At 34.1% G+C, this 20,614-nt stretch carries 14 protein-coding genes; 5 read left to right on the top strand and 9 right to left on the bottom strand.

Annotated elements, in window-relative coordinates:
• Positions 1–239: 239 nt before the first annotated feature.
• Entirely contained in the window at positions 240–1,769 is a 1,530-nt protein-coding gene (locus tag LPB248_RS06925) for a SulP family inorganic anion transporter (RefSeq protein WP_177210788.1), read from the top strand.
• A 176-nt stretch (positions 1,770–1,945) separates the two neighbouring features.
• Here the strand turns inward: LPB248_RS06925 and LPB248_RS06920 are convergent, their stop codons facing one another.
• The 9 genes from LPB248_RS06920 to miaB form a co-directional block, all read right to left on the bottom strand.
• The gene (locus LPB248_RS06920) at positions 1,946–4,309 is read right to left on the bottom strand and encodes a hypothetical protein (RefSeq protein ID WP_177210787.1); all 2,364 of its coding nucleotides are present in this window, start codon (positions 4,307–4,309) and stop codon (positions 1,946–1,948) included.
• A 348-nt stretch (positions 4,310–4,657) separates the two neighbouring features.
• Positions 4,658–5,857 (bottom strand): ectonucleotide pyrophosphatase/phosphodiesterase, encoded by a 1,200-nt coding sequence (locus LPB248_RS06915; protein ID WP_177210786.1) that lies wholly within the window; start codon positions 5,855–5,857, stop codon positions 4,658–4,660.
• Positions 5,858–6,264: 407 nt separating this feature from the next.
• Positions 6,265–7,896: a chaperonin GroEL gene (gene groL, locus LPB248_RS06910; RefSeq protein WP_177210785.1), complete on the bottom strand. Its 1,632-nt coding sequence runs from the start codon at positions 7,894–7,896 to the stop codon at positions 6,265–6,267.
• 76 nt (positions 7,897–7,972) lie between these two features.
• The gene (gene groES, locus LPB248_RS06905) at positions 7,973–8,248 is read right to left on the bottom strand and encodes a co-chaperone GroES (protein WP_008467105.1); all 276 of its coding nucleotides are present in this window, start codon (positions 8,246–8,248) and stop codon (positions 7,973–7,975) included.
• Positions 8,249–8,391: 143 nt separating this feature from the next.
• Positions 8,392–8,736 (bottom strand): preprotein translocase subunit SecG, encoded by a 345-nt coding sequence (gene secG / locus LPB248_RS06900; RefSeq protein WP_177210784.1) that lies wholly within the window; start codon positions 8,734–8,736, stop codon positions 8,392–8,394.
• 3 nt (positions 8,737–8,739) lie between these two features.
• Positions 8,740–10,461 carry a tetratricopeptide repeat protein gene (locus LPB248_RS06895; protein WP_177210783.1) on the bottom strand — a complete coding sequence of 574 codons (1,722 nt, stop codon included), beginning with the start codon at positions 10,459–10,461 and terminating at the stop codon, positions 8,740–8,742.
• A gap of 108 nt (positions 10,462–10,569) precedes the next feature.
• Complete coding sequence (locus LPB248_RS06890; RefSeq protein ID WP_177210782.1) at positions 10,570–11,073, bottom strand: LptE family protein; 504 nt, start codon at positions 11,071–11,073, stop codon at positions 10,570–10,572.
• Between the two features lie 90 nt (positions 11,074–11,163).
• Complete coding sequence (locus tag LPB248_RS06885; RefSeq protein ID WP_177210781.1) at positions 11,164–12,423, bottom strand: sigma-54 interaction domain-containing protein; 1,260 nt, start codon at positions 12,421–12,423, stop codon at positions 11,164–11,166.
• A gap of 139 nt (positions 12,424–12,562) precedes the next feature.
• Positions 12,563–14,008, bottom strand: coding sequence for a tRNA (N6-isopentenyl adenosine(37)-C2)-methylthiotransferase MiaB (miaB, locus tag LPB248_RS06880; RefSeq protein WP_177210780.1), 1,446 nt, complete (start codon positions 14,006–14,008; stop codon positions 12,563–12,565).
• Between the two features lie 549 nt (positions 14,009–14,557).
• Between miaB and topA the strand changes: the two genes are divergently transcribed.
• From topA to gldL, 4 genes are all read left to right on the top strand, one after another.
• Complete coding sequence (gene topA / locus LPB248_RS06875; RefSeq protein WP_177210779.1) at positions 14,558–17,086, top strand: type I DNA topoisomerase; 2,529 nt, start codon at positions 14,558–14,560, stop codon at positions 17,084–17,086.
• A 6-nt stretch (positions 17,087–17,092) separates the two neighbouring features.
• On the top strand, positions 17,093–18,244 hold the full coding sequence (locus tag LPB248_RS06870; protein WP_177210778.1) for a formimidoylglutamase: 1,152 nt from the start codon (positions 17,093–17,095) through the stop codon (positions 18,242–18,244).
• A 262-nt stretch (positions 18,245–18,506) separates the two neighbouring features.
• Positions 18,507–19,901 (top strand): gliding motility lipoprotein GldK, encoded by a 1,395-nt coding sequence (gene gldK / locus LPB248_RS06865; RefSeq protein WP_095928630.1) that lies wholly within the window; start codon positions 18,507–18,509, stop codon positions 19,899–19,901.
• 56 nt (positions 19,902–19,957) lie between these two features.
• Entirely contained in the window at positions 19,958–20,605 is a 648-nt protein-coding gene (gldL, locus tag LPB248_RS06860) for a gliding motility protein GldL (RefSeq protein ID WP_008467092.1), read from the top strand.
• Positions 20,606–20,614 lie beyond the last annotated feature (9 nt).

The raw sequence follows: 20,614 nt of genomic DNA, 5'->3' as shown, positions 1-20,614 counted from the left end.
TAACTTCAAAATTAAATCAGGTAAAAATACGCAGCTGTATTTGCTTTTTTTGTAAGTATTTTGCAGAATATTTTAATTTAAAATTAAATACAGAAATGATCGGTTTTATACTTTCGATTTTCCTTTTTCTTTTAGAACAGCTAACTTAATCAAGCTGTTTAAATTCTTCTATCATTACTGCTTTTTCATTACGAAAAGGTTTGTGCTTTTTTGCATATTATTTTTCTAATTTTGTGCCCATGAAAAAAGCATTCCAACTCTTCGATTTTAGCCAGAAAGTCAACTATAAAAACGAAATTTTAGCAGGTTTAACTGTTGCAATGACTATGATTCCAGAATCGCTGTCGTTTGCTATTTTGGCTGGATTTCCGCCATTGGTTGGTTTATACGCTGCTTTTATTGCAGGATTGGTTACGGCTATTTTTGGCGGAAGACCTGGAATGATTTCGGGCGGAGCAGGAGCAACGGTCATTGTTTTGATCGCTTTAATGAAATCGCACGGAATTGAATATGTTTTTGCTGCTGTAGCTCTTGGCGGTGTCGTTCAGATTTGTATCGGACTTTTTAAACTCGGAAAATTTATTCGGTTAGTTCCACAGCCCGTTATGTTTGGTTTTGTAAACGGTTTGGCAGTTGTCATTTTTATGTCGCAGTTGGAGCAGTTTAAAACAGTTGTAAACGGACAGGTTTCTTGGCTTCAAGGAACTCCGCTATATATTATGTTGGGTTTGGTCGCTTTGACTATTGCCATTGTTCTAATTTTTCCGAAGATTACAAAAGCGGTTCCTGCATCTTTAGTAGCTATTATGGTCGTTTTTGCTTTGGTAATTGTTTTTAATATTGAAACCAAAACAGTAGAAGATATCGCTTCGGTTCAAGGCGGATTTCCTCCATTTCATATTCCAAATATTCCATTTTCTTTTGAAACTTTAAAAGTGATATTTCCGTATTCGGTCATTGTTGCGGCTGTTGGTTTGACGGAAGGTTTGCTTACGCTGAATTTGGTTGACGAAATCACAGGAACAAGAGGAAACAGCAATAGAGAATGTATCGCACAAGGAAGCTCAAACATCTTAAATGGTTTTTTCTACGGAATGGGAGGCTGCCCAATGATTGCACAGACTTTAGTAAATCTTGGTGCAGGATCAAGAGCCAGACTTTCGGGAATTATTGCAGCGCTGACCATTTTATTGATTATTCTTTTTGGAGCTCCTGTAATCGGGAAACTGCCAATGGCGGCTTTAGTTGGTGTAATGATGATGGTGGCGATTACGACTTTTGAATGGGCAAGTTTTAGGATTATTAATAAAATGCCACGACACGATATTTTTGTTGGAATTCTAGTGGCTGTAATTACGATTGTGTTGCATAATTTGGCTTTGGCGGTTTTAATTGGCGTAATTATTTCGGCTTTGGTTTTTGCTTGGGAAAGCGCTAAGCGAATTCGCGCAAGACATTATATTGATGAAAACGGAATAAAACATTACGAAATTTATGGACCCTTATTCTTTGGTTCAACAGCAGCTTTTTTAGAAAAATTTGATATTCCGAACGATCCAGATCATATTATAATAGATTTTAAAGAAAGCCGTGTTTCAGATATGTCGGCAATAGAAGTTTTAAATAATTTGACTAAGAAATACAATCAGCTCAATAAAACAGTAGAATTACAGCATTTAAGTGCCGATTGCAGGCAATTGCTAAAAAATGCTGATGCGGTTATAAATGTTAATGTTATTGAAGATCCAACTTATAAAGTGGTTAGTTAATTAGAGAATGTGCCAATTTGATAATTAGAAAATTAGAAAATGTGTCAATTAGAAAATTAGAGAATTGTTTTATCGTTGTGTATAAGCCGTATTGCTGGCGTTTTTACAATTATAAACCATCAATAAAATTATCTAATTGCCGTATTTTCTAATTGACACATTTTCAAATTGCCACATTAAAAAACTCCTTCAACCGAAACTTTTCTCACTTCTGAGATCAATTGTCCGTTATCAGTAAATCCTTCAATTAAAACCTGTATTTCTTTTTGCTGATTCTTTGGAATTTTAATTTGATAATCTGAACGATCATTTAATTCAATGTTTGGCATCCAGCTCAATGTGCCGAAATAATTAAATTCATCTTGATTTTCAAATGGAACTGTTTTATAATTAAAATCTTTTGCGAAGCCTTTTGTTACGATAAATGTTGTGAATTTTGGTTTGAAATAATTGTTTTTTTGTCCAGTTTTCATGAAAATTTTAATTGTACCGTGTCCTATCGTAGAAGTGTCAGAACTTCCAGTCTGATCAATATAAATTTCATCTATTTGATCTAATGTAAGATTGAAGAGTTGATTGAAATCGAATACTAAAAGATTGTCAATATATACATTTGGAGATTTCGCAGATTCGCCAAGATAAGAACTTCTTCTTTCTCTTATATATACGCTATAATCAGTTGGGTTAATACCCGTTTCATAGCCATTTGAAGATAGAAAACTCAATACAGTTCTAAATTCTTTGCCATCAAATTTAAAAGCTTTGGCCATAGGGCTCATGTCGTCTTTATGAGTAAAAACCTCTTTTTTGAAAGTGTTTTTTATTGCAACTTCTTTTAGTTCGCTAGCTTTCGTTTTGGGTGGCGGAAAATTAAAAACATTTTCAGAAGCTTTTAAAATGGGACAAAATGTTTTTTCAAATGATGGTCCCAAAACAAATCGAGGTTCATTTCGAGCTATTCGAGCTTCTATTTTTGTGGTTAAAGCAACATTTTTCTCATTGGTCATTTGTAAAGCCAAAACAGTTGAATCTTGGACAAAAAAATGTTCAAATTTAAAATCATTATTCTGATCTATATTGGTTTGATCAAATTGATTGTTTTTTAATGCAACGAGAGAAATTTTATTCTTAGAATTCGGTTTTATTTCTTTCTCTACTTTTCCGCTTATAGGAACTCCTTTTTCAAACTCAAAACTAATTTTTGGAGTACCTGATTTAATATTTTCCCATAAATATTTTCCTCTGCTCTGATTGAGCAGCAATAGTTCTATGTCTTGTCTTCGAGTTTTATTTTCTGGATTAAAATAAAAATAGGTATCAGCTTCAGGTTTTTCTAAATAGGCATTTAGGTAAAAAGTGCTTAAAATTGTCTTTTTTTGATTGAAACATACGCTCTTTTCGGGAAGAACACTAATGCTTAAATCTGCTTTATTAACGTCGGTTTTTCCAGATAATAGAATGCTGTCATTAGATGTTATTTTTGCTTCCAATGTTGTAGACGGAATCTTGTTTTCTTCAATATAGGTTAGCTTTTCTGTGATTTCATTTAAATCTTCATCCAACACTCTGATTACATTTACTCCATTTGGCAAATATTTTTTATCGAAATAAAAAGGCTGCTCCGTTTTATTATTTTTAAAGCTGACTTCTTGCTGCATTGAATTTCCATTTTGTTGAATCAGAACGGTGAATTTTTTATTTTGATACGATTGAAGTCCTTTTTCGTTTGTCTTTAAAACAACAAGCAAATTGTTTCTAGCGGGATTATTAGGAGCACTTAAAATAACTCCAGTTTCTGCAATTTTGCCTAGAGGCTGTGTTATTTTTACTTTATCAGTATTTATTTTAAGGGTATATTTTTCGTTTAAATCGGCTCTTAGGTAAAAAGCCCCATTTCCCATTTGGTTGGTATGAAAGTGAGTAATTTCATTTGATTTTGAATCCAAAATAACTCCATCGGCCACTTCTATTCCTATTTTATTGCAGTCTGTAATCTTAATTCCAATAGTATTAATAATATCATTTAAGATAATTCCTCCTTCCGGAAACAAGTTTACCTCTGCTGTTTTCCAATTAGGTTCAGTGGTTTGAAATGCATACGGAACGTTTTTATCAATAATTTCGATTGTCTCATTAAAGGAATCGTCTTCCTTAAAATTATTCATCCAGTTTGTGTAGAAATGAAAATGGTATTTGCCAGATTTAAATTTTTCGTTTAAATGAATTCCGCCAGAAAAAACGCCATATTGCGCAAAAAGTAATTGTTTCTGAACGATTTGGTCTTCGCCATTATAAACGATTAGTTGAACATTTGTAGTATTGCTGTTTGGAATGTTATAGTTTTTACTGAGAATATATCCTTTGAAGGCAATATCTTCATTATTTGTAAAAAGATTTTTATTGAATTGTACATGAATAACCTCGCGATCCTGAGAAAAATAATCATTAAGGTATTTGGTAATTTTGTCTTGATTGGATATAGCCTGTGCAAAAGATTGAAGGCAAAATAGAAAACTAAAAAACCTGATGATTAATTTCATAAATAGAAAATATTAGGCAATTATGATACTTATAATGGAGCTATAAAATTAATTGGAATGGTGTCCTGAAATGGTTAAAAGATTCATAATATTTTTAAAGTTTTAACAAAATAATTCAAGTAATGTGAAGCTTGTCAATTAAATAATTATACTGACCAAATTTTATATATGTTAGCAAACAATAGACCCGACAGGTTTTAAAACCTGTCGGGTCTATTGTTTATATCTATCTTTTTGTCAGGCAGAGCGGAGTCGAAGCCCACGTGCCGATTGAAGCGCCCTTCGACTTTGCTCAGGTTGACAATCATTGTCAAATTATCTAAATATCAAATTGACACATTATCTAATTTAGTGAAGCATTGACTCAACATCACTCAATTTTCCGTCAATTTCACCCGTTTGTAGGCCAAGAATATGAGCAATCAAAGGATAAACGGAAACATTCTGAAACGTTTTCACCTTTTTATTGACTTTAAAAGCAGGGCCTTTTGCGTAAAAAATAGCATGCATGTCTTTTTCGTTATTATCATAACCGTGAGTTCCGCCTTTTATATGTGTGCTTTCTTTGCTTACTAAACTCCAACCTTTATCTGCCTCAATGACAAAATCATGCACACGCGGATTCGTGCCGTAATGCAGTCTTTCGGGAACTTCGGTCGATTTCCAGAATTTAATATGAGGCACTTTTTTCAAAGCAGTAGCAATAGAATCTTGATAGCCAGGTTTTGCCTGTAAACTCATAATCGGATTAATTACGTCTTTGTAACCTAACCATTCCGGCTTTAGATAATCTAAAACGGCTACTTTTTTATCATTGCTAATATCGGCCATTCCATGATCTGAAACGATGATTAAATTGATTTGTTTTCCAATAGGTAATTGATCCAATCTTCGAGATATTTCACCCATTATAGAATCCATCTTGATGACCATTTTTTTATTTTCAGGCGAAAGTGGACCGAAATTATGACCTGTATGATCTGGTTCATCAAAATATAAAGTCACCAAATGCGGACGTTGTTTTTCGGGAAGCTGTAGCCATTTCATAACTGTATCGATTCTAGCTTCGTATGGAATTTTACCGTCGTAATTTTTAAAATAACTCGGATTTCTTTTGTCAATATCAGAACCTGGCCAAAAGAAAGAGGCTGTTTTTACGCCTTGCTGTTCGGCTAAATTCCAAATCGGATTTCCGCCATAAAATCTCGAATCATTTTTTGCGTTGCTTGATAATGAGAAAGACTGGTTTAAAGAAGCATCATAAAAAACATTATTGATGATTCCGTGATGATCTGGATAAAGTCCTGTTACAATCGAATAATGATTTGGGAAAGTCTTACTAGGATATGAAGGTTTCATTGATTTTGCATGAACGCCTTCTTTTTCAATTTGCTTCAAATTCGGAAGATTGAATTGTTTGCCGTAATCCCAGCGAAAGCCATCCATAGAAACTAAAACTACATAATTGTCTTTGCTATTTTGGGCTTGTAAAAAAGTAGTAAGAAGTAAAAATGTAAAAGATAAAAAGTGAGTTGTGAATTTTCTCATTGTGCAATTTTAAATAGAATTGCAAAGGTAGAGATAACATATTTTTTAAAGAAAAAGAGAATGTTAAATAAAAAGTTAGCCACGACTTGACAGAGGAGAATAGCCACGAATTCACGAATTATTTTTTTTATAATCTGTATCTTTTTATTAGCCACAGATTACACAGATTAAAAGGATTAAAATAAAATCTGCGAAATCTGTGAGAGTAAATTTTCACGCAGATTTAAAAAAGATTTAAGCAGATTTTTTTAAATTTTAATCTGCATAGATCTGCCAAAATCAGTGAAATCTGTGGCAAAAAATAAACACACAGATTTGAAAAAATAATTCGTGAATTCGTGGCGAACAAAACAAAAAAAAGCGCTAGAAGTAAATCCAGCGCTTTTAAGTTTTAAGAAGAGAATGAATTACATCATTCCTGGCATTCCGCCACCCATTGGCATTCCGCCTCCAGCATTTTCTTCTTTAATATCAATTAATGCACATTCTGTAGTTAAGATCATTCCAGAAACAGATGCAGCGTTTTCAAGAGCTACACGAGTTACTTTCTTAGGATCGATAATTCCAGCAGTAAGCATATCTACATATTCGTCAGTTTTTGCATTGTATCCAAAATCACCTGAACCTTCAGAAACTTTAGCTACAACAACAGAACCTTCAAGACCAGCGTTTTCAACGATAGTTCTTAATGGAGACTCAACAGCGCGAGAAACGATTTGGATTCCAGTTGCTTCGTCAGCGTTATCAGCTTTTAAATCAGCTAAAGCAAGTTTAGCTCTTAATAAAGCAACACCACCACCAGCAACGATTCCTTCTTCTACAGCAGCACGAGTTGCGTGTAAAGCATCATCAACTCTGTCTTTTTTCTCTTTCATTTCAACTTCAGAAGCAGCACCAACGTAAAGAACAGCAACACCACCAGCTAATTTAGCCAAGCGCTCTTGTAATTTTTCTTTATCGTAATCAGATGTAGTAGTTTCCATCTGACCTTTAATTTGGTTTACTCTGTTTTTGATGATATCAGCTTCACCAGCACCGCTTACGATAGTTGTATTGTCTTTATCGATAGAAACTCTTTTTGCGTTTCCTAACATTTCGATAGTTGTATTTTCAAGAGTATAACCTCTTTCTTCAGAAATTACAGTTCCACCAGTTAAGATTGCGATATCTTCTAACATTGCTTTTCTTCTGTCTCCAAAACCTGGAGCTTTTACAGCAGCAATTTTAAGAGCACCTCTTAATTTGTTTACTACTAATGTAGAAAGAGCTTCTCCGTCAACATCTTCAGCGATAATCAATAATGGTTTTCCTGATTGAGCAACTGGCTCTAAAACTGGAAGTAATTCTTTTAAAGAAGATACTTTTTTGTCGTATAATAAGATGTATGGAGAATCTAATTCAACTTCCATTTTCTCTGGATTTGTAACAAAGTAAGGAGAAAGATATCCTCTGTCAAACTGCATTCCTTCAACAACGTCAACGAAAGTATCAGTTCCTTTAGCTTCTTCAACAGTGATAACACCTTCTTTACCAACTTTAGCGAAAGCCGTAGCGATTAATTCACCAATAACTTCGTCATTGTTAGCAGAGATAGAAGCAATTTGTTTGATTTTGTCAGAATCACTTCCAACCACTTTAGCTTGTTTTGCTAAGTCAGCCACAATAGTTTCAACAGCTTTGTCGATACCACGTTTTAAATCCATTGGATTTGCACCTGCAGCAACGTTTTTAAGACCTTCTTTTACGATAGCTTGAGCTAAAACTGTAGCAGTTGTAGTTCCGTCTCCAGCTAAATCATTAGTTTTAGAAGCTACTTCTTTTACCATTTGCGCACCCATATTTTCTAGTGCGTCTTTTAATTCGATTTCTTTTGCAACAGAAACACCATCTTTAGTAACAGTTGGTCCACCAAATGATTTTCCGATAATTACGTTACGACCTTTTGGTCCAAGAGTTACTTTTACAGCATTTGCTAATGCATCAACACCACGTTTTAATCCGTCACGTGCTTCAATATCAAATTTTATATCTTTTGCCATTTTAATTTTTGTTTAAAGTTTGATTTGTTTCAAGTTAAATGAAGTTCTTTAACTTCATACCCAATACAATATATTTTTAGATAATTGCAAGGATATCGTCCTCACGCATAATCAAATAATCAGTACCTTCTAATTTTAATTCAGTACCAGCATATTTACCGTAAAGAACAGTATCTCCAACTTTTACAGTCATAGTGTGATCTTTAGTTCCGTTTCCTACTGCAACTACAGTTCCTTTTTGAGGTTTCTCTTTGGCAGTATCAGGAATAAAAATACCTGAGGCAGTTTTAGTTTCAGCTGCAACAGGCTCAATAAGTACGCGGTCTGAAAGCGGTTTAATGTTTAAAGCCATGATTTTATATTATTATAAGTTATACGTTTTTTTCTGTTCTATAAACTTTCAGAAACTGTGCCATGCTAGAAAAACTGACATTATTTCTTAAAAAAAATGCCAGCTTTGACAGGCTGGCATTAGATTGTATATCGAGCTACTTTTTATTTTGCTGGTGCAGGTGTCGCAGGCGCAGGAGTAGTTCCTTGTGCTGGAGCTGCAGGTGCATTTACAGGAGCTTCAGTTTTATCAATGATTTTAGATTCAGTATCGCTTAAAGATCCAGAGAAACTTAAGCTTGAAAGTAAAATTAGCACAATTAAAACAGTAGCCAAAGTCCAAGTACTTTTGTCTAAAAAGTCAGTTGTTTTTTGTACTCCACCTAACATCTGCGTTCCGCTGATTGTAGAAGACAATCCGCCTCCTTTAGGGTTTTGTACCATGATAACTACGATCAATAGAAAACAAACTATTGTGATTAAAACTAAAAAAATTGAAAATGTGCTCATTACTTAATTATTGTTATTGTTATTTTGTTGTAAAATCTTTATATCCGATATGCGGTCTGCAAAGAAAGTAATTTTTTCTGGATATTTCAAAATTAATATTTCATAAGCTTGAATTGCTTTTGTATATTTCTTTTGTTCCAGATATACTCTGGCCAAAGTCTCGGTCATTAAATACGAATTGTCCTCTATAGTGGCCTCAATTTGAACGACTGGGGCACTTGTTCCAGGTTTAATTGGAGATATTTTCGGATTGGTTTCGATAAATTTATCGATAATTTCAGCTTTCTTTTGTCTCTCTTCTTCTTTAGCAGCTTCAATTTTTGCTTGTTCTTCTGGAGAAAGTTCGTTTGAGCGGTCAATTGGTTCTGTTCGAGATAATTGAAGCCATTCTTGGAACGAATGTTTTTCGCTAAGAGAAAAATCCAAAGGTTTTCCAATTTCTAAATGTTCAGCAGCCGTTTTTGCAGGTTCATTAGGCTCTTCTTCTTCGATTATTTCTTCGATCGGCTCTTCATTTTCCTCTCTAATTTCTTCTTTTTTATCTTCTTCGCGATCCTCAGCTTTGATAACCTCTTGAATTGCTTCTTTTGGTTCTTCAGGTTTTTTTGTTTCAGCTTCTTTAATCGAAGAGAGAATAGATCGCTCAACAGAATTCATTTTAAATTCTGGAATAATCATTTCTTCGATAACGCTATCGTCTTCCTCTTCTTCAACCGAATTTAAAATAGGCTCTTCTATAATAGGTTCAGCTTTTATTTCCTCAGCTTTTGCAGATTGTTCAGTAGTTGCGGCTTCTGATTCTTTGATCGAACTTAAAATAGAATTTTCAATACGATCAAATTTATGCTCTTCAACTGTAATTATAGATTCAGGTTCAGTTATGGAAGGAGTTTCAGAAACTTTAATAGAGCTTAAAATAGAGTTTTCAATACGGTCTATTTTAGGTTCTTCTGTTATTATCGTTTCTTCTTTTATTTCTTCTTCTGATAAGATTTCATTTTCTTTCTCAATATTTGAGACTGAATCAACAACATCAATTTTATTTTCTATTTCGATTACTGGTTTTTCAAAACTAACGGAATGCGCTTCTTTAATAGCAAGAAAAATAGACGGATCTATTTCCGGAAGTTTTTTTGGCTCTTCTACTATTATTGGTTTTTCAAAAGTAACAGAATGTGCTTCTTTTATAACCAGAAAAATAGAAGGGTCAATTTCAGGAATTTTTTTAGGTTCTTCAATGATGACAGGTTCTTCCGCTTTTACTGGTTCCTGCGTTTTAATTGGCTCTTCGATTTTTGTAAATGAAGGAGTCTCTATAGTAGAAATTGGTGTTTCTTTTGTTATTTCAGAAACAGCTTGTTCTTCAACGTCTGTTTTTATTTCAATAGCTTTCTGAATTTGTTCAGGCGAAATGATTTCGCTGTCAAAAACAGTAATTTCAAGAAGATCTCTCAGTTTTTGTTCATAGAAATCATTCTGAATAGAAGTGAAAGCTTCAGAAGTAATAAAATCAAATAGAACAGAACGATCAGCAGTATGCGCTGCTGTTACCTTTAAAGCATAATTATACTTAAAACTGTTTTGATTGTAAAGTCCTTTTAATCGCAATGCGCGTGCACTTTGAAAATACGGAAATTCATTCAAAACACTGCCTAATGCATCCGCCTGCTTTTCAGTAATAGCATCGGGTTTGTTCATTAAGTAGGTATAATCGCTGACGTTCATTATTTGTTTTTTTTGTTTAATCGGTTAATTGTTTAATCGTTTATTTGTTTTTGGCTGTTTTATCGATTAAACGGTTTTACGATTTAACGATTAAACAAACAGGCAAAACTACCATTTTGCTAATGACTCATTAAAGATATCTTGTGTAATTCTTTCAAAAATAACTCTGATTGCTTCACTTAAAACAGATCCTGTTGGTAAATCTCTTCCGGGGAAATCATAATAGAATTCAAAAGATTTCTCAAAATCATCTGTTTCTTTCTTTTTATTCATAAATCGTACGTTGACACGAATCGATAAACGGTTTTGAGCAGCCTGCTGATCGGCAGTTGCTGTCATTGGAGTAATTCTGTAATCTGTAATTTCTCCTTCATAGACCAAATCACCTCCATTACTGACTAAGTTTAAATTGGTTTGATTCATAATCAAATCCTGCAAAGCCAAAGTAAAAGTTCTGTCGATTCCAGGTTCAATTAAATCAGCATTATTCTGAAAGAAGTTAACTTGAAATGTTTTAGCATCGATTTTTCCAGTTCCTGTAAAGTTGTAAACAGAACAGCCACTCAACATAAAAAGGCTTAAAAGTGCAAAAAGAGAATATATTTTTTTCATAATGTATATTAGTCAAATTCCAATATTTTGAAATTTCAAATTTCGCCAAATATACTAATTTGGGATTTGGAATTTAAAATTTGAGATTTATTATAAGTCGAATTGCTTGATTTTACGATACAAAGTTCTTTCAGAAATACCTAGTTCATCTGCCGCAGCTTTACGTTTTCCTTTGTTTTTTTCTAATGATTTTTTGATCATTTCGATTTCTTTTTGCTCTAAACGTAAAACTTCTTCTTCCTCGATAGTTTCAGCAAACAAGTAATTGTCATCTTGCATCTGATAATTATCTTCACGAACAGCAGGTGTTGTCATAACAGCGGTTCTTGGTTCTTCTTCAAAATCAATTTCGCTGTCATTCTGCTGATTTCCGTAGATTTTCTGAATCAGATTCGGATTAATATCCTGAACTTTAGATGTGCCATTCTTCATCAATTCTAAAGTCAGTTTTTTCAAATCGTTCAGATCACTTCTCATATCAAAAAGCACTTTGTATAAGATGTCTCTTTCGGTGCTAAAGTCGCTTTCTTTTTTACTGTCGTTAATAACAGAAGGCAAATTGCTTCCTTCAGCAGGCAAGTACGATTGTAAAGTAGCTAGATTAATATCGCGATTTGTTTCTAAAACAGAAATCTGCTCAGCTACATTTCGTAATTGACGAATGTTTCCGCTCCATCTGAATTTTTGTAAAAGCTGAACAGCATCATCGTCCAGTCTTAAAGGCGGCATTTTGTATTTATGGGCAAAATCAGCCACAAATTTTCTGAACAACAAATGAATATCGTCCTTCCTTTCTCTTAAAGGAGGTAAAGTAATTTCTACAGTACTTAAACGGTAGTACAAATCTTCACGGAATTTACCTTTTTCAATTGCATTAAATAAGTTCACGTTTGTTGCTGCAACGATTCTCACATTTGTTTTTTGAACCTGAGAAGAACCTACTTTTATAAATTCACCATTTTCCAAAACACGAAGTAATCTAACTTGAGTTGTTAAGGGTAATTCACCAACTTCATCCAAAAATATTGTTCCGCCGTCAGCCACTTCAAAATAACCTTCACGAGTACTTGTTGCACCTGTAAATGCACCTTTTTCGTGACCAAAAAGTTCACTGTCAATAGTTCCTTCCGGAATTGCACCGCAGTTGACAGCAATATATTTACCATGCTTTCTGTGCGAAAGCGAATGTATAATTCTTGGAATATTTTCTTTACCAACACCACTTTCCCCAGTTACCATAACCGAAATATCAGTTGGAGCAACCTGAATGGCTTTTTCAATGGCGCGATTTAATTTCGGATCATTTCCAATAATCTCAAATCGCTGTTTTATTGCTTGAACTGTTTCCATAGTTTTTTGTTTCAAAGTTTTTGTTTGTTTCAGGTTTCAAGTTTTAACCTTTAACTTTTAAACTTTTGGCTTATAGTTTTGTTTCAGATTTTTATTTTCAAGTTACGGAAATAACCTGAAACTTGAAACCTGAAACAATTTAATTCATATCAGAATATCCTACTGCTTCACCCTTTAAAGTTCCACTTGTGCAGCTTGTGATTTTTACTTTTACGAAATCTCCAATTTTGTAATTCTCTTTAGGGAAAACAACCGTAATACTTTGAGAATTTCTTCCTGAGAATTCATCTTTAGATTTTTTAGAAACTTTTTCTACTAAAACTTCAACTGTTTTTCCAACAAATTCCTCACTTCTAAACCAAGCATGTTTTTGTTGTAAATCGACAATTTCTTGTAATCTTCTTGCTTTAGTTTCTTCCTCGACATCATCTTTCATTTTTCTTCCAGCCAAAGTTCCTGGACGCTCAGAATACGAATACATATAACCGAAATTATATTTTACATATTCCATTAAACTCATTGTATCTAGATGATCTTCTTCGGTTTCTGTTGGGAAACCAGCAATCATATCTTGAGAGATCGAAGCATCTGGAATAATAGCTCTAATTTTATCAATCAAAGCCATATATTCTTCACGAGAATGCAGACGATTCATCTCTTTTAAAATTCTATTACTTCCAGACTGAACCGGTAAGTGAATATGTTTGCAGATATTTGGATATTTCGCAATAACATGCAAAATGCTTTCGTGCATATCCTGCGGATTTGAAGTCGAAAATCTAATACGCATTTTAGGAAAACCAACAGCAACCATTTCTAACAATTGATCAAAATCGACCGCAGTTGCTTTTTGCATTTCAGAAGCGTTTACAAAATCTTTTTTCAACCCGCCACCGTACCAAAGGTAACTGTCAACATTTTGTCCTAAAAGTGTAATTTCTTTAAAGCCTTTTTCCCAAAGATCTTTAATTTCATTCATAATACTTTGAGGCTCACGGCTACGCTCACGTCCGCGTGTAAACGGTACAACGCAGAATGTACACATATTATCGCATCCACGAGTGATTGAAACCAAAGCTGTAATTCCGTTGCTCATTAAACGAACAGGCGAAATATCTCCATACGTTTCTTCTTTTGATAAAATTACATTAATGGCGTCACGGCCTTCTTCAACTTCAGCCAATAAATTCGGAAGATCTTTATAAGCATCTGGCCCAACCACAAGATCAACTATTTTTTCTTCTTCCAAAAACTGACTTTTCAAACGCTCCGCCATACAGCCCAAAACGCCCACTTTCATTTTCGGATTAGTACGCTTTACTGCATTATATTTCTCTAAACGCTTGCGAATAGTTTGTTCTGCTTTATCGCGAATAGAACAAGTGTTCACTAAAACCAAATCGGCTTCTTCTAAAACAGAAGTGGTATTATAACCTCCGTCAGACAAAATGGAAGCTACTACTTCACTGTCCGAAAAATTCATCGCACAGCCGTAACTCTCTATAAATAGTTTTTTAGTATTCTCAGGTTTATTTTCCAAAACAAGACTTTCGCCTTGTTTGCTTTCTTCAATAATCTTTTCCATTGTAAAAATTCAAAGTGCAAAGATAGGGTAATTGAATCTAATATGACAAGATGTCAGATAAAGAATTAACAATGTTTTGAGAAATGTTCACAGCCAGTGTTTTGTGGGCTTTTAATGATAATTAGAAGCTATTTCCAGCTTTCCACTCCAAGTCCTCATAAAAAAAGCAAAGTTTCTAATGTTATAAAAAGAGCTTCCGTTGGTCGCTTTTTTAAAACAAGAAACTTTTGCTTTTTTTATTCCGGGCTTTCCGCTATAATCTGGGCTAGGAAATTCGATTTCAAAAGAAAACTTTACTAAAGTAAGTTGTAAATTGAATCAGAGATTTTAAGAAATGTTTTTTACAATTTAAAATTTTAGCTCTGAAATCTAAAATTAAAAGGGATTTCTTGGTTAAAAATCACTAAAAGTTATACCTATATATATTATCGAGATTATTACAGATAAATCTGCAATTTTAAGTTTCATAATATCAAAATACCTCAAAAATGCATTCGTAAGGTTAATATTTAAAAAAAATAAATACTTTTGTTGCAGAAAAATAGAGCAATGGCAAAGAATTTAGTAATAGTGGAGTCACCTGCAAAGGCGAAAACGATCGAGAAATTTCTTGGGAGTGATTTTCAGGTGGAGTCTAGTTATGGACACATAGCAGACTTACCATCAAAGGAAATAGGAGTAGATGTAGAAAATGGTTTTAAACCTAAATATGAAGTTTCTCCGGATAAAAAAGCCTTGGTAACGAAGCTGAAGTCACTTTCTAAAAATGCCGAAACGGTTTGGTTAGCATCCGATGAGGACCGCGAGGGAGAGGCTATTTCATGGCACTTGGCGGAAGAATTAAAACTGGATACTAAAAAAACTAAACGTATTGTTTTTCATGAGATTACAAAATCTGCGATTCTCAAAGCAATCGATAATCCAAGAGAAATTGACTATAATTTAGTAAACGCACAACAAGCACGTCGTGTTCTGGATCGTTTAGTGGGTTACGAATTATCTCCGGTTTTATGGAGAAAAATTAAAGGCGGACTTTCAGCGGGTCGTGTACAATCTGTTTCTGTACGTTTGATTGTTGAAAGAGAACGCGAAATACAAAGTTTTAATGCAGTTGCAACGTATTCTATTGTTGCAGAATTTGTAAACGAAGCAGGAAAAGCTTTTAAAGCAAAACTTCCAAAAAACTTCAATACTAAAAAAGAAGCCGAAGATTTCTTAAATCAAAACATCGGTTCTAAATATAAGGTAGCAGATTTAGAAACTAAGCCTACCAAAAAATCTCCAACTGCACCTTTTACAACTTCTACGTTACAGCAGGAAGCAGCAAGAAAATTATACTTGCCAGTTGGAATTACCATGCAATTAGCGCAGCGTTTATATGAAGCCGGACTTATTACTTATATGAGAACCGACTCGGTAAACCTTTCTAAAGAAGCAATGGATGCTGCGCAAGCAGAAATCATAAAATCGTACGGGAAAGAATTTTCTAAACCGAGAATTTTTGCAAATAAAAGTAAGGGAGCTCAAGAAGCGCACGAAGCAATTCGTCCGACAGATATGTCTCGTCACACCGTAAATATCGACCGTGACCAAGCTCGTTTATACGATTTGATCTGGAAAAGAACTTTGGCTTCGCAAATGAGCGATGCACAGCTTGAAAGAACAAACGTAAAAATTGAAGCAGACAATCATAGTGAGATTTTTACAGCTTCTGGAGAAGTATTGCTTTTTGAAGGTTTCTTAAAAGTTTACTTGGAAGGTCATGATGATGATGAGGAAGAGCAAGAAGGAATGCTTCCAGCTTTAAAAGTAAACGAGAAACTAGCAAATAACTATATTACAGCTACAGAACGATATTCAAGACCGCCTGCACGTTACACTGAGGCATCTCTGGTTAAAAAATTAGAGGAACTTGGAATCGGACGTCCGTCAACTTATGCACCAACAATTTCTACAATTATCAATAGAAATTATGTTGAAAAAGGAACGCTTGAAGGCGTAGAGCGTAATTATACACAGCTTACTTTGCAAAATAGTAAAGTAGGAGAAAAAGTTCTAAAAGAAAATACAGGTTCAGATAAAGGGAAATTGGTTCCTACAGATATCGGAACGATTGTTACTGATTTCTTGGTAAAGAATTTTGGAAACATTTTAGATTATAATTTTACTGCTAAAGTTGAGCAAGACTTTGACGAAATTGCCGAAGGAAATATTGACTGGGCAAAAATGATGCAGGATTTCTACAATAAATTTCACCCAAATGTAAAAGAAGTTGAAGCAAATGCTGAACGTGAAAGTGGAGAAAGAATTTTAGGGAAAGATGCAGATGGAAGACAGGTTTCTGTTCGTCTAGGAAAATTTGGTCCAATGGCTCAAATTGGAGAAGCAGACGATGAAGATAAGAAGTTTGCAAGCTTGATGGCAGACCAGAATATTGGAAACATTACACTTGAAGAAGCTCTGAATTTGTTCTTGCTTCCAAAAAGTTTAGGAGAATATAAGGGTGAAGAAGTTGAAGTAAACAATGGCCGTTATGGACCTTATGTTCGTCACGGAAGTGTTTTTATATCATTGCCAAGAGGAGAAGATCCGCTTAATGTTTCTAAAGAAAGAGCTCAGGAATTAATTGACGAAAAAGCACTTGCTGATGCGCCAATTGCAGTTTATAAAGGTGAAGCTGTTCAAAAAGGAGTGGGGCGTTTTGGACCATTCATTAAATGGAACGGACTTTTTGTAAATGTGAGTAAAAAGTACAATTTTGATAATCTTTCTCAAGCTGATGTTGAAGAATTGATTGAGGATAAACTTCAGAAAAACATCGATAAGGTTATCCATAACTGGGAAGAAGAAGGAATTGTAGTAGAAAAAGCCCGTTGGGGACGTTCTGTGATTCTGAAAGGTAAAGTCAAAATTGAATTAAGCAAAGATGTTGATGCAACAAAATTAACTCTGGCTCAAGTTCAAGAAATGATTGCTGCTAAAGCACCTGCAAAAAAAGCACCTGCAAAGAAAACTGCAGCTAAAACAACAACAGCTAAAAAGGCTCCAGCTAAAAAAACAACTGCTAAAAAGAAATAAATATAGATGGAATTTGATTTTCTAGAACCAGTTAATGATGCAATTGTAAGATTCGTCGGAGGACTGTCTTCACAAGAGCTTGGGAGTAAAGTTGTTTTTCATACCCAAGATCAGTTTCCTGATATTGCGCAAATAAATATTGCTATTATTGGTGTCTTAGAAGACCGCACAAATATCAATATGATTAACGAAGTTAATCTTTCTGCTGTACGCAAAAAGCTTTATAGTATGTTTCCGGGTAACTGGGATGCTTCAATAGCAGACCTTGGGGATATACTTGCAGGCGATTCTGTAGAGGATACTTATTTTGCATTAAAGAAGGTTACAGCTGCATTAATCAAGAATAAAGTCATACCTATAGTCCTAGGAGGTTCTCAGGATTTGACCTATGCTTTGTATCGTGCTTACGATGATTTAGAGCAGATGGTAAATTTGGTTGCGGTTGATAATAAATTTGATTTTGGTAAAGAAAATGAGTCGGTTTCTGCTAACTCTTACTTGACAAAAATCATTATTGATGAGCCTAATAATCTTTTTAATTACTGTAATATAGGATATCAAACTTATTATAATTCACAAGAAGAAATTGACTTGATCGAAAAGCTGTTTTTTGATGCTTATAGATTGGGTGAAATTTCTAATAAAATAACTTTAGCAGAGCCAGTTTTTAGAGATGCAGACTTGGTTAGTATAGATTTAAATTCTGTAAAATCTTCTGCTTCAGCCAATATGGTTACTTTTGAGCCAAACGGATTTAATGGAAAAGAGATTTGTGCTTTGGCTAGATATGCTGGTATCAGTGATAAAGTTTCTTCTTTTGGAGTATTCAATCATAACAGTACATTGGCCGAATCGGCTATTATTGCTCAGATTGTATGGTATTTTATTGAGGGATATCACTATCGCTCAAAAGAATATCCATTTGGAAGTAGGGCTAATTATTTAAAGTATATAGTTCCGCTAGAAGATGAAGAGCTGATATTCTATAAAAGTGATAAAACAGACCGTTGGTGGATCGAAATTCCATATGAATCAAATGGCAGCAATAAATTGAAAAGAAATACGTTATTACCTTGTTCTTATGAAGAATATTTGTCGGCTTGCAATCAAGAATTGCCAGAAAGATGGTGGAAAGCGCAACGAAAAAATGCTTTATAGATCAAAAAATTAAGTGAAATCTTAAAATTTTAAAACCTCTTAAAAAAGGTTAAATTTAATTAGTAGGAAAATTTGTCTAATATATAAAAATTAACGTTTTACATCGATTTTTTGGAACAGTTTATCGATAAAATATTTTTTTTTTATTTTATTTAACATTATTTTTGAACGATAAAATAAATTCGCAAGTAGTATTGTTTTTTAGATAAATAATAAATACGTTTACGGACTTTTAATAATGAATAGATAATCCCAAATTTATATGAAGAAGTTTATTGCATTTGCAGCAATGTTAACACTAGTAATCGGCTGTGGTAAGTCTGGTGACAAAGGTGAATTAGTCGGTGTTACAGGAGGGAAATGGCATCCCGAGAAGCCTTATGGAATGACATTAGTTCCGGGTGGATCTTTTATTATGGGTAAATCAGATGCTGATTTAGCTAACGTGGAAGATGCTCCAACTAAAACTGTAACTGTTCGTTCATTCTATATGGATGAAACTGAGATTACAAATAGTGAGTATCGTCAATTTGTGGAGTGGGTAAAAGACTCTACAATGAGAGTTCGTTTAGCGATCTTAGCAGACGAAACTGGACAGAAAGCTACTGATGGAAAAGGTAAAAAAGGCGGAAGTATTGCTGATTATGCTTTTAACGACTCTGATCCAGAAAAAATGACAGCTTATGATAAATATATGTATGACAACTACTATAGTGTTGGTACAAAAGATGATCCATATGCTGGAAGAAAATTAAACAGAAAAGTAAAATTAATTAAAGATACAAAAGCTTATCCAGACGAGTATTATGCTGAAGTAATGGATTCTATGTATTTACCAATTGAAGAATCATATAATGGTTTAAGAACAATTGACGTAAATAAATTGAAATTCCGTTATTCTTGGATGGATATTCAAGCTGCTGCAAAAGCTAAAGTTGGAAAAAGAAGTGACTTCGTAAAAACTGAACAGGTAAATGTTTATCCTGATACTGCAGTTTGGATTAAAGATTTCGCTTACTCGTACAATGAGCCAATGCATAACGATTATTTCTGGCACAAAGCTTATGGAGATTATCCAGTAGTGGGTGTGACTTGGAAACAAGCTAAAGCATTCTGCGCTTGGAGAACTTTAAACAAAAACAGCTACATTAAATCTAAGAAAAAAGGACGTGACTTAGTAAACTCTTTCAGATTACCAACTGAGGCAGAATGGGAGTATGCTGCTAGAGGAGGTCTAGAGTCTGCTACTTACCCATGGGGAGGTCCTTATACTAAGAGTGATAGAGGTTGTTTCTTAGCAAACTTCAAACCAAGTAGAGGAGATTATGCTGCTGACGAAGCGCTTTATACAGTTGAAGCTAAATCATACGATGTAAATGGTTACGGATTATACAATATGGCAGGAAACGTGTCTGAGTGGACAGATTCAGCTTATAATCCAAACGCATACGAGTATGTATCAACAATGAATCCAAACGTAATTGACGGAAAAAACCAAAGAAAAGTAGTTCGCGGTGGTTCTTGGAAAGACGTTGCTTATTTCCTACAGGTAAGTACTCGTGACCACGAATATGCTGATTCTGCAAGAAGTTATATCGGATTCAGAACTGTACAAGATTACATGGGTACTCAAGTTACAGGAAACAGAAAAAAGTAATTTTATAATTTTATCAATATCCAACAAATCTATTTTAAACCTAAAAAAAAAGTATTATGGCATTATTAAGTAAAAAAGCAATGAATTTCGCTTATGGTATGGGAGCGGCAGTGGTAATCGTTGGAGCGTTATTCAAAATTACTCACTTTGAGATTGGACCTTTAACAGGTACAGTTATGCTTTCAGTAGGATTAGTTACTGAGGCTTTAATTTTCGCGCTTTCTGCTTTCGAACCAGTTGAAGAAGAACTAGATTGGACTCTAGTTTACCCAGAATTAGCTAACGGACAAGCTAGAGAGAAAAAAGCTAAAGCTGAAACTCCAACTGACGCTCAAGGATTATTATCTCAAAAATTAGACACATTATTAAAAGAAGCTAAAATTGACGGTGAATTAATGTCAAGTTTAGGAAACAGCATCAAAAACTTCGAATCTGCTGCTAAAGGAATTGCTCCAACTGTAGATTCAATCGCTGGTCAAAAGAAATATTCTGAAGAATTATCTGTTGCTGCTGCTCAAATGGAGTCATTAAACAGCTTATATAAAGTTCAATTAGAAAGCGCTTCTAGAAATGCTGAGGCTAACAAAGAAATCGCTGAAAATGCTTCTAAATTAAAAGAACAAATGGCATCTATGACTGCAAACATTGCATCTTTAAACAGTGTTTACGGTGGTATGCTTTCTGCAATGAGTAACAAAGGATAATTAGTTTTT

The organism is Flavobacterium sp. LPB0248, from assembly GCF_013388355.1.
Classification (GTDB): Bacteria; Bacteroidota; Bacteroidia; order Flavobacteriales; family Flavobacteriaceae; genus Flavobacterium.
This window is presented reverse-complemented; position numbering and strand designations above follow the sequence as displayed.

Coding starts and splice junctions, on each gene's coding strand:
- LPB248_RS06925 (WP_177210788.1), top strand. CDS start 240: ATGAAAAAAGCATTCCAACTCTTCGATTTTAGCCAGAAAGTCAACTAT.
- miaB (WP_177210780.1), bottom strand. CDS start 14,008: ATGGAAAAGATTATTGAAGAAAGCAAACAAGGCGAAAGTCTTGTTTTG.
- topA (WP_177210779.1), top strand. CDS start 14,558: ATGGCAAAGAATTTAGTAATAGTGGAGTCACCTGCAAAGGCGAAAACG.
- LPB248_RS06870 (WP_177210778.1), top strand. CDS start 17,093: ATGGAATTTGATTTTCTAGAACCAGTTAATGATGCAATTGTAAGATTC.
- LPB248_RS06915 (WP_177210786.1), bottom strand. CDS start 5,857: ATGAGAAAATTCACAACTCACTTTTTATCTTTTACATTTTTACTTCTT.
- groES (WP_008467105.1), bottom strand. CDS start 8,248: ATGGCTTTAAACATTAAACCGCTTTCAGACCGCGTACTTATTGAGCCT.
- gldK (WP_095928630.1), top strand. CDS start 18,507: ATGAAGAAGTTTATTGCATTTGCAGCAATGTTAACACTAGTAATCGGC.
- LPB248_RS06895 (WP_177210783.1), bottom strand. CDS start 10,461: ATGAACGTCAGCGATTATACCTACTTAATGAACAAACCCGATGCTATT.
- secG (WP_177210784.1), bottom strand. CDS start 8,736: ATGAGCACATTTTCAATTTTTTTAGTTTTAATCACAATAGTTTGTTTT.
- gldL (WP_008467092.1), top strand. CDS start 19,958: ATGGCATTATTAAGTAAAAAAGCAATGAATTTCGCTTATGGTATGGGA.
- LPB248_RS06885 (WP_177210781.1), bottom strand. CDS start 12,423: ATGGAAACAGTTCAAGCAATAAAACAGCGATTTGAGATTATTGGAAAT.
- LPB248_RS06890 (WP_177210782.1), bottom strand. CDS start 11,073: ATGAAAAAAATATATTCTCTTTTTGCACTTTTAAGCCTTTTTATGTTG.
- LPB248_RS06920 (WP_177210787.1), bottom strand. CDS start 4,309: ATGAAATTAATCATCAGGTTTTTTAGTTTTCTATTTTGCCTTCAATCT.
- groL (WP_177210785.1), bottom strand. CDS start 7,896: ATGGCAAAAGATATAAAATTTGATATTGAAGCACGTGACGGATTAAAA.